The organism is Bacillus sp. AFS059628, from assembly GCF_002571225.1.
GTDB lineage: Bacteria > Bacillota > Bacilli > Bacillales > Bacillaceae_G > Bacillus_A.
This window is the reverse complement of record NZ_NVEC01000126.1, coordinates 1-8,512: the sequence shown is the minus strand read 5'-3', so window position 1 is coordinate 8,512 and position 8,512 is coordinate 1. Positions and strand designations below refer to the sequence as shown.

Here is an 8,512-nt window from a genome sequence, read left to right as displayed (position 1 = left end):
TTAGGGGTCACTTCAATTCAGCTCTTTTTTACGTAGTTAATAAATCGTAATGAGTAGAATAAAGTGTAATGTTGAAAAATTTCCACTATTAGCTCCCCTTAGGTTATTAAAAAGGGTATATTTAAAGGAAAGGAAAAGAACATCTACATATTGTTTAAAGTAAATTAGTAATAAAGTCAAAATACATAGTAAGAGTAGTGGCATTTTAGATTAGGATAATAGAATTTCCTAGAACAAACTGAGACGATTATGAATTTTTTAATTAGTAAGGAAGTGGTAAGGTGAGTTTATTAACGTATACGGAAGAATTTTTTAATTATGTACGGGAGTTTTTACTTTTAAGATTTTTACTATTTGCCTTCGTTTTAATCATTATCTCTTTTGTAATCAACCGCATTATTGATTGGTTTTTTAGGAAATCAAGCTTTTTTGATGAAGAGGTAGAGCAAACGATTCAAAGTGTGATTCGATCTATTTTTAGATATATCATTATCATCAGTCTAATCATATATTTAATTAGCCAATTTGTAGATATAAAAAGTATCATTGCAGGTGCCGGGATAGCGGGGGTTGTTATTGGTTTTGCTGCGCAACAGATGTTAAAGGATGTTATATTAGGCTTTGCGAGATTAGCGGACAAAGAGTTTCGTGTTGGCGATTTTGTTACTTTCAACGGAACAAACTCAGGAACGATTGAGGAAATTAGTATTCGTTTTATGCAAATTCGTGAATGGTCAGGAAAACTTCTTACGATACCACACGGAGAGATTAGAACGATACAAAATTTTAATAAAGGATGGATGCGTGTAATTGAACGAATTACGGTAAGTTATCAGGAAGATCCTACAAGAGTTAAGGAGTTATTAGAAGAAGTTTGTGTGAATTGCAATGAAAAATTCGCTTCAAATCTTTATAAAGTAGAAGAGGAAGCTGTGGAACCGTTTAAATACGTTGGTGTTACAGATTTAAATCCGAACTTTAAATACGTTGGATATGAATTTTGTATTACAGGCTTAATAAAGCCAGAAGATTATTTCGAAACTTCTAGACAAGTAAGGTTTGAATTAATGTCTATGTTCCATAAGAATCAAGTGCAAATGCCAGCAACAAATATGTTCGTTACTACTGAGAGTTTACAGCATAACCATGGTGGACAATCTGTATCGGACAGCTAAAGTCGAATAATTGGATAAAAAACAATAATAAAATGATCGATATAAAGAAAGAACTGAAGGAATTCAGTTCTTTCTTTATTTATAGAATTTAGAAATTTCTTAATGTTATAATGGTAGATGGTGATGAAAATGAACTTTGAAGAAAAAGAGATGCATCGTTTAGAAGCATTAAAGGCAATTGCAGAATTATTAAATGAAGCAACAGACTTACAAGACATGTTGGAAAAAGTGTTACATACATTGTTACAAGTTATGAATTTGCAAACAGGGTGGATCTTTTTTATTGATGAAAGTGGAAAGCACCGAATGCTTGTAGATGAAAACTTACCACCAGCTCTTACGTGGCAAGAGAAGAAGCCAATGTGTGAAGGGGACTGCTGGTGTGTAGAGCGTTTTGTGAATGGCAGATTGGAAAAAGCGACAAATATCATTGAATGTAAGCGAATAGAGGATGCGATTGAGTGTAATTGGGGAGAGACAGAAGATATTACGCATCATGCGACGATTCCTCTTAGGTCTGGATCGGAGAAGTTTGGTCTATTAAATGTAGCCTCACCTCAAAAAACACATTTTTCAGAGGAAGAATTAGCATTATTAGAATCGATTGCATTTCAAATAGGAACGACAATACAACGTATTCAGTTAGTAGAGAATGAACGTAAATATGTAGTGGTAGCTGAAAGAAATCGATTAGCTCGTGATTTACATGATTCTGTAAAACAATTGTTATTTTCTATTATGCTAACAGCAAAAGGTACTCTAAATATGACACGAGATAGAGACTTGCAAGAGATGTTGAGTTATATTGGAGAATTATCACAGGAAGCATTACAAGAAATGACACTTTTAATTTGGCAATTAAGACCGGAAGGATTAGAGAAAGGTTTAGCAGAGGCAATTAAAAATTATGGGAAGTTGTTAGGGATTCAAGTGGAAGTTCGAATTGATGGAATGGTTTCAATTGGAGATGAAATAGAAGAAGTTTTATGGCGTATTAGTCAAGAAGCAATACATAATTGTAAAAAACACGCTTCATGTGAAGAGGTAAATGTTCTTTTGAAAATAGAAAATAACCAGTTGTATTTTTACATAGAGGATAATGGAATCGGATTTATACAAGATCACGTAAGAGAGTCGGCGCTTGGTTTAAAAAGTATGAAGGAACGTATTCAGTTAATGAAGGGATCATTTCAAATAAAAACTGAGCTGAAAAAGGGTACAAAAATCGAAATTCAATTGCCAGTTTGAAGGGGAGAAGAAGGTTGAAGATTAAATTACTACTAGTTGAGGATCATCATATTGTCCGAAGAGGACTTGTCTTCTTTTTGAAAACGAGACAAGAATTTGAAATAGTTGGAGAAGCAGAAAATGGGGAAGAGGCATTAACATTCGTCCACACGGAAAGACCAGATGTAGTATTAATGGATTTATCAATGCCGAAGATGGATGGTATTGAGGCAACAAAACGAATAAAACAATATGATGAAACAATAAAGATACTTATATTAAGCAGTTTTTCGGAGCAAGATTATGTTTTACCAGCACTGGAAGCTGGAGCAGATGGTTATCAATTAAAAGAAGTACAACCTGAGCAACTTGTAGCTTCAATTATCGCAGTACATGAAGGGAATGCAAATTTTCATCCGAAAGTAACACCAGCACTATTAGGACGATTAGCAGTTAAGAAAGAAAAGGAAAACCCTTTTTCCATGTTAACAAAAAGAGAGCAAGAAGTACTTCGTGAAATTGCGAAAGGGCGAAGTAATAAAGAAATTGCAGCAGAGCTTCATATTACAGAACAGACTGTGAAAACACATGTTTCAAATGTTTTAGCTAAATTGGAAGTGGATGATCGTACGCAAGCTGCATTATATGCGGTGAAACATAAGGGGAATAGTAAGTATGAATAATGTTGTACCATGTTATGGCAGAATATATAGAGTTGGTTCGCTATGTGTGAGCTAACAATCAGTGAGAGCTGTACAAAACTTTTGTTGATTTACATTACAAACCATAGTGATGCCAAATAAAGGTTTTTCTTCTTTCAATAATTAGGTACAATAAAGTGAAACTTGAATCAGTGGGGTCATCCCAACTGATTATTAGCCTGTACCAATTGGATTTTACTAGATTAAGCTACGATGGAAGGGGAAGAAATACTATGACAGGTACAAGAAGTGGGATTGGAAAGATTCAAGCTTCGTTAAACGGTTTATCACCAAAATTGCGAAGTATTGCCGAACATATATTGAAACATCCACAAGATGTTGTACATAAATCTATTACAGAATTAGCTGAGGTTACGAATAGTTCAGAAGCTACGATATTTCGCTTATGTAAGCACCTTGGTTTTCAAGGGTTTCAAGATTTAAAGATTACATTAGCTCGTGAAATTGTACATACTCCTATGCAAAATATTCATGAAGAAGTATCGGCAGAAGATAGTATGGTAACTGTTGCTAAAAAAGTTTTCCATTCGCATATTACAGGACTGCAAGATACATTACATTTGCTAAATGATACAGCGCTAGAGAAAGCTGTAAAAGTATTACAAGATACAAGCCGTATTGAGTTTTATGGAAATGGTGGTTCTGGTATTATTGCGATGGATGCATATCATAAATTTATGAGAACGGGTATTTCTTGTATTGCTCATACAGATTCACATTTTCAAATTATGGGTGCGGGTTTACTTACGAAAGAAGCTGTGGTCATTGCAATTTCTCATTCTGGTAGCAATAAAGGGTTACTGGAAGCATTAGAAGTAGCAAAAGCAAGGGGAGCTCGCATTATTGCAATTACGAGCTATCAGAAATCAGCATTAAGTCAACTTGCTGATATTACATTATACACTTCAACACGTGAAACGGAATTCCGCACAGAAGCAAGTTCATCAAGATTAGCACAGTTAAGTTTATTAGATACTTTGTACGTTGGGTTATCATTACAACGCCAAGAAGAAACGTTGCAAAATTTACAAAGTATACGTGAAACAATTTCGATGAAACGAATATAAGAAAAGCTCTTCAAATAAAGGGCTTTTTTTATTTTTTAGCAGAAGTATGTTACTCACTTATAGTCAGTGATAGACTCTCATTTTTCAAAATATAAAATAAAAACGATTTACGCAATAATTTAAACATTGTTCACAATTTCACAATTTGTTTTTGAAGTGTCATGTTATGATGAACATGTAATGATGATTGAACACTTAAATTTAGCATAATGATTAGCCAAATTAGTGAAGACAGAAGTTGTGAGATGGACTCATTAAAATTCTAAAACACTAAAGGGGAGATCACATATGAAAGCAGTAGTAGTAAATAAAAATAGTAAAGCAAACATTGAAATTATTGAAAAGGAATTACGTCCGTTACACTCAGGTGAAGCGCTAGTAGATGTAGAATATTGTGGAGTTTGTCATACTGATTTACATGTTGCAAATCATGATTTTGGAAATACAGATGGCCGTATTCTTGGTCATGAGGGTATTGGTATTGTTACAAAAATTGCTGATGATGTAACTTCACTAAAGGTGGGTGACCGTGTAAGTATTGCTTGGATGTTCCAATCTTGTGGACGTTGTGAATATTGCGTAACGGGTAGAGAAACATTTTGCCGTGAAGTGAAGAATGCTGGTTATTCAGTAGATGGTGGTATGGCTGAACAATGTATTGTTACAGCAGATTATGCGGTGAAAGTACCAGAAGGATTAGATCCTGCTCAAGCATCATCCATTACATGTGCGGGTGTAACTACATATAAAGCAATAAAAGTATCGGATATTAAACCTGGTCAACCTATCGTCATCTATGGTTGTGGTGGATTAGGTAACCTAGCTATTCAATATGCTAAAAACGTATTTGGTGCAAAGGTAATTGCAGTAGATATTAATGACGATAAATTAGCCTTAGCAAAAGAGGTTGGCGCTGATATGACTATCAATCCAATTTCTCAAGGTCCTGCTGATAAGATTGTTCAAGAAGAGTTTGGTGGTGCTTATGCAGCTGTAGTAACAGCGGTTTCTAAAGTAGCATTCAACTCAGCAGTAGATGCGGTACGTGCTTGTGGTAAAGTCGTTGCAGTAGGTTTACCAGTGGAAACGATGGATTTAAACATTCCGCGACTTGTACTAGATGGAATTGAAGTAGTTGGTTCTTTAGTCGGTACTCGTAAAGACTTAGAAGAGGCATTCATGTTCGGTGCAGAAGGAAAAGTAGTGCCGGTCGTTCAAACTTGTTCTCTAGATAAAGTACAACATGTATTCGAAGAAATGGAACAAGGTAGAATTCAAGGACGTATGGTAATCGATTTTAAACACAATAATTGTGATTGCAATTCACTTTAAATATAAAAAGTATGAGTCTAGCTAAAGACATGTAAAAAAGTTAGACGACAGAAAGAAGATGATCCCTGCATTTAACAGGGATCATCTTCTTTGCATTCCACTACTATCAATATCGAGTAATGGGAAAGGATTAAAGGTTCACCTTATCTACAAACGAAAAAGAATCTTTACTTTTAACAAATTTTTTATGATCTGGAACGGTTTGAATTGCTATAACTTGTGTATCTCTTGCTTTCAGTGCATCTTGAATCCCGATTGTCATAAGCTTAATAAATAGAATCGTAATAAAGAATGAAACGAGAGTGTATAAAATAATCCACCATGAAATATTCATTTCATAACGATTTAATCCAATAAGTCCTGCCCAATCATTAGAAAGAGAAACAGGTTTGAGCACTCCGTCATAGAGTTCCCGCATTTGTACGCCACCAATTACAATGTCAAGCAACGCTAAATGGATAACGAGTATAAGAGTTTGAACGATATGTTCCATGAATAATACGAATAAGCGGTCAAGTAATAAGACTCGTAAGTGTTTTTTGATAATATGAAAACGGCTAGCACCTAGTAATTGTGAACTTAAAATGTAATCTTGTTTCATAAATTCGTCAACCTCTGATGATATATATATAGAAAGTGTAGGCAGAGCCACGAAAATAAGTACAAGTAGTTGATAAAACGTAAATGAAATATTGGGGTCTAATCTATCAGCATTTGATGTGACTACAATATTAACGGGCGTAATGAGTATAAATGCGATAAATAAAGTTGGAATATAATAAAAAACTTCTGAGCATGACTGGAAAAATCTCTTGAATTTTGAAGCATATAAACTTAAGAGTATTCCTATACATGTTCCGAATAAAATTCGAAAGAAGCTAATTACCACGGCCAATAAAATGGTAAATTTTGCACCTTCTATAATTTGTAAGAAAACAGATTCTCCAAAACGATCAGATCCAAAAGGTGGCATTAACGATGGTGGAAAAGGGGCCTTTCCAAGTAATTCGTTATTGTCATTGTAAAGTAACTGAGGAGGTTTTGGGATGTTATCTTTAAAGAACCAACTATAAATAAAACTAGCTGAAACAAGTATGAATAAATAAGTAAAGCCGATTAAAAAGCGTTTTGATTTCCAAATAGATTTCATAAAGCTGCTCCTTTCAATTGCTTTTGCCATCTATTCATCATGAATGAGATTATTTGAAAAATAACATAAAACGGTAAAATAATCATGACAAGTATGATAAATGCAGCTGGAGGTGAAATAAACGCCTTTTTAAATAAAAATTGAATAATGCCTTGCATATTAAAAACAAATTCTAAAATGAATAAATTAGAAAGTAAGAAAACAAAAATCGTTTTTAAATGGTGGAAGAAGTGGATAGATATATTTTTGAATAAATGAATACATAGTATATAACTTGATGAAAGGCCTTTTCCATATGCAACCTCTACGTAATGTTTTCCATGTTCTTCTTTTATGTATAACACCATCATCCGAAACATTTGTAATGTAGGTAAGACAGCTAAAGATAAAATAGGGAGTAAATAAGCTCGATTTTCATTAAAAGAAATAATGGTGACAGGTAATTCTCCGAATTTTCGCAGTAACCATATGAAAAATATTTGCAAACAAATCATCATCATCATATCAGGGACAGCTTCTAATATGAACACAATTCGGTTTATCCATTTTTTTATATAATCTTTTGCTAAAAAATAAAAAAATGCCATGCTAGATGAGATAAAGAGCGCAAGCAAAAAGGCTACAAATAATACAATAAATGAATATAGGTAAGGTTCTAAAACAGTTGGAAATAATGGTGTTGTTTTTAAATGACCAAACTTTGGGTCTGATCCTATAACCAACAATGATTCAGGTGAGAAAACCTGTTTTAACATAGTAACAATCTGATTAAAAAAATACATTGGTTGAAAGGTGAATCCTTGTTGAGTAATAAATAGGTAGGGCAAATTTAATAATAGTAAGAGTGATAAAAGAATGGATGAAAGCTTAATTGTGAATTGAGATATTTTATGTAACATTAAATCCCTCCGACATCTTTTTACAACATTATACAATAAATTCTTCGTTGTTGTTCTTATTTTTCTGAAAAATTAGAAATTAATTAAGTTTTATAATTATAATACTCAATATATATTTATATGGTTTAAATGTTGTAATGAGGAGTCGCTTCCTATGTCTATTAAGAAAAATGCGCAGTATTTCCATTTTCGAGGCACTTACTTTTCTTCAGTTGATTGGCATTTGGTGCTATTTCATTGCTATTAAGTTAATAGAACTAAATTTTCTTAAAATAAAAACACCGAAATATAGAAGTAGTTTTGAACGTAAGGAATTTGTAAGGAAGGAGTAAGAAAAAAGAGATTTTCAATGTGTATGATCAAATTATAGAGAAGAACGAGAGGGAGAATAGTTACTATATATTTTGATAAAAACAAATTAATAAAACTCTATGGAAGAAAAATAAGAAATTATAGAAGTTAACAGATATCTGAAGAAGAGGGATTAATCATTTATTAGGTCAGAGAGTTGCTTGTAGAAATGATTGATCTACAGATGATTGCAAATTTAGTGTTGACTTTTATCATGGGGAGATTTGATAGCTGTGTGGTTAGTATATGACATACCTATCAACCATCAATACAATTTAAATAGAGGAGAGGAATGCTTTATGAAAACACGTAGTAAAATTACATGTGCCAGTCTAGCACTTTTAATAGCTGGAAGTTCCCTGTTATACATAACACCGGCTTCAATTGTAAAAGCAGAACCCACGCAAAATGTATCTAGTTCGTTACATACAAATACTCATAGTGATCGTACTGCCGTTAAGAAAGCAATGCGAGATACACTGAAACTAGGATACCCGGGAATACTCGCTCAAATTTCTAAGGGTGGCAAAACTTGGAGTTATACTGCTGGGATAGCGGATCTGAGAACTAAGAAACCAATGAAAACAGA

Annotated in this window: 7 protein-coding genes and 1 pseudogene; 6 read left to right on the top strand and 2 right to left on the bottom strand. The window is 33.4% G+C overall.

Annotation, left to right across the window (positions count from 1 at the left end; all coding sequences use genetic code 11):
* The first annotated feature begins 281 nt into the window (after positions 1 to 281).
* The 5 genes from COL05_RS29650 to adhP all read left to right on the top strand — a co-directional run bounded on the left by COL05_RS29650 (position 282) and on the right by adhP (position 5,523).
* Positions 282 to 1,175 (top strand): mechanosensitive ion channel family protein, encoded by an 894-nt coding sequence (locus tag COL05_RS29650; protein WP_098671216.1) that lies wholly within the window; start codon positions 282 to 284, stop codon positions 1,173 to 1,175.
* A 129-nt stretch (positions 1,176 to 1,304) separates the two neighbouring features.
* Entirely contained in the window at positions 1,305 to 2,423 is a 1,119-nt protein-coding gene (locus COL05_RS29645) for a GAF domain-containing sensor histidine kinase (protein WP_098671215.1), read from the top strand.
* Between the two features lie 14 nt (positions 2,424 to 2,437).
* Positions 2,438 to 3,085, top strand: a complete 648-nt coding sequence (locus tag COL05_RS29640) for a response regulator (protein WP_098671214.1) — start codon at positions 2,438 to 2,440, stop codon at positions 3,083 to 3,085.
* 251 nt (positions 3,086 to 3,336) lie between these two features.
* Entirely contained in the window at positions 3,337 to 4,191 is an 855-nt protein-coding gene (locus COL05_RS29635; protein WP_098671213.1) for a MurR/RpiR family transcriptional regulator, read from the top strand.
* Between the two features lie 288 nt (positions 4,192 to 4,479).
* Positions 4,480 to 5,523 carry an alcohol dehydrogenase AdhP gene (gene adhP, locus COL05_RS29630; RefSeq protein WP_000649103.1) on the top strand — a complete coding sequence of 348 codons (1,044 nt, stop codon included), beginning with the start codon at positions 4,480 to 4,482 and terminating at the stop codon, positions 5,521 to 5,523.
* Between the two features lie 130 nt (positions 5,524 to 5,653).
* On the opposite strand, the gene COL05_RS29625 is transcribed toward adhP, so the two are convergent.
* Entirely contained in the window at positions 5,654 to 6,673 is a 1,020-nt protein-coding gene (locus COL05_RS29625) for an ABC transporter permease (protein ID WP_142337726.1), read from the bottom strand.
* Entirely contained in the window at positions 6,670 to 7,572 is a 903-nt protein-coding gene (locus tag COL05_RS29620; protein WP_098671211.1) for an ABC transporter permease subunit, read from the bottom strand. Before COL05_RS29620 ends, COL05_RS29625 begins: the two co-directional genes overlap by 4 nt.
* A gap of 584 nt (positions 7,573 to 8,156) precedes the next feature.
* Between COL05_RS29620 and COL05_RS29615 the strand changes: the two are divergent.
* A pseudogene (locus tag COL05_RS29615) lies at positions 8,157 to 8,512 on the top strand (serine hydrolase domain-containing protein); the annotation flags it as partial.

Coding starts and splice junctions, on each gene's coding strand:
- COL05_RS29645 (WP_098671215.1), top strand. CDS start 1,305: ATGAACTTTGAAGAAAAAGAGATGCATCGTTTAGAAGCATTAAAGGCA.
- COL05_RS29635 (WP_098671213.1), top strand. CDS start 3,337: ATGACAGGTACAAGAAGTGGGATTGGAAAGATTCAAGCTTCGTTAAAC.
- adhP (WP_000649103.1), top strand. CDS start 4,480: ATGAAAGCAGTAGTAGTAAATAAAAATAGTAAAGCAAACATTGAAATT.
- COL05_RS29625 (WP_142337726.1), bottom strand. CDS start 6,673: ATGAAATCTATTTGGAAATCAAAACGCTTTTTAATCGGCTTTACTTAT.
- COL05_RS29620 (WP_098671211.1), bottom strand. CDS start 7,572: ATGTTACATAAAATATCTCAATTCACAATTAAGCTTTCATCCATTCTT.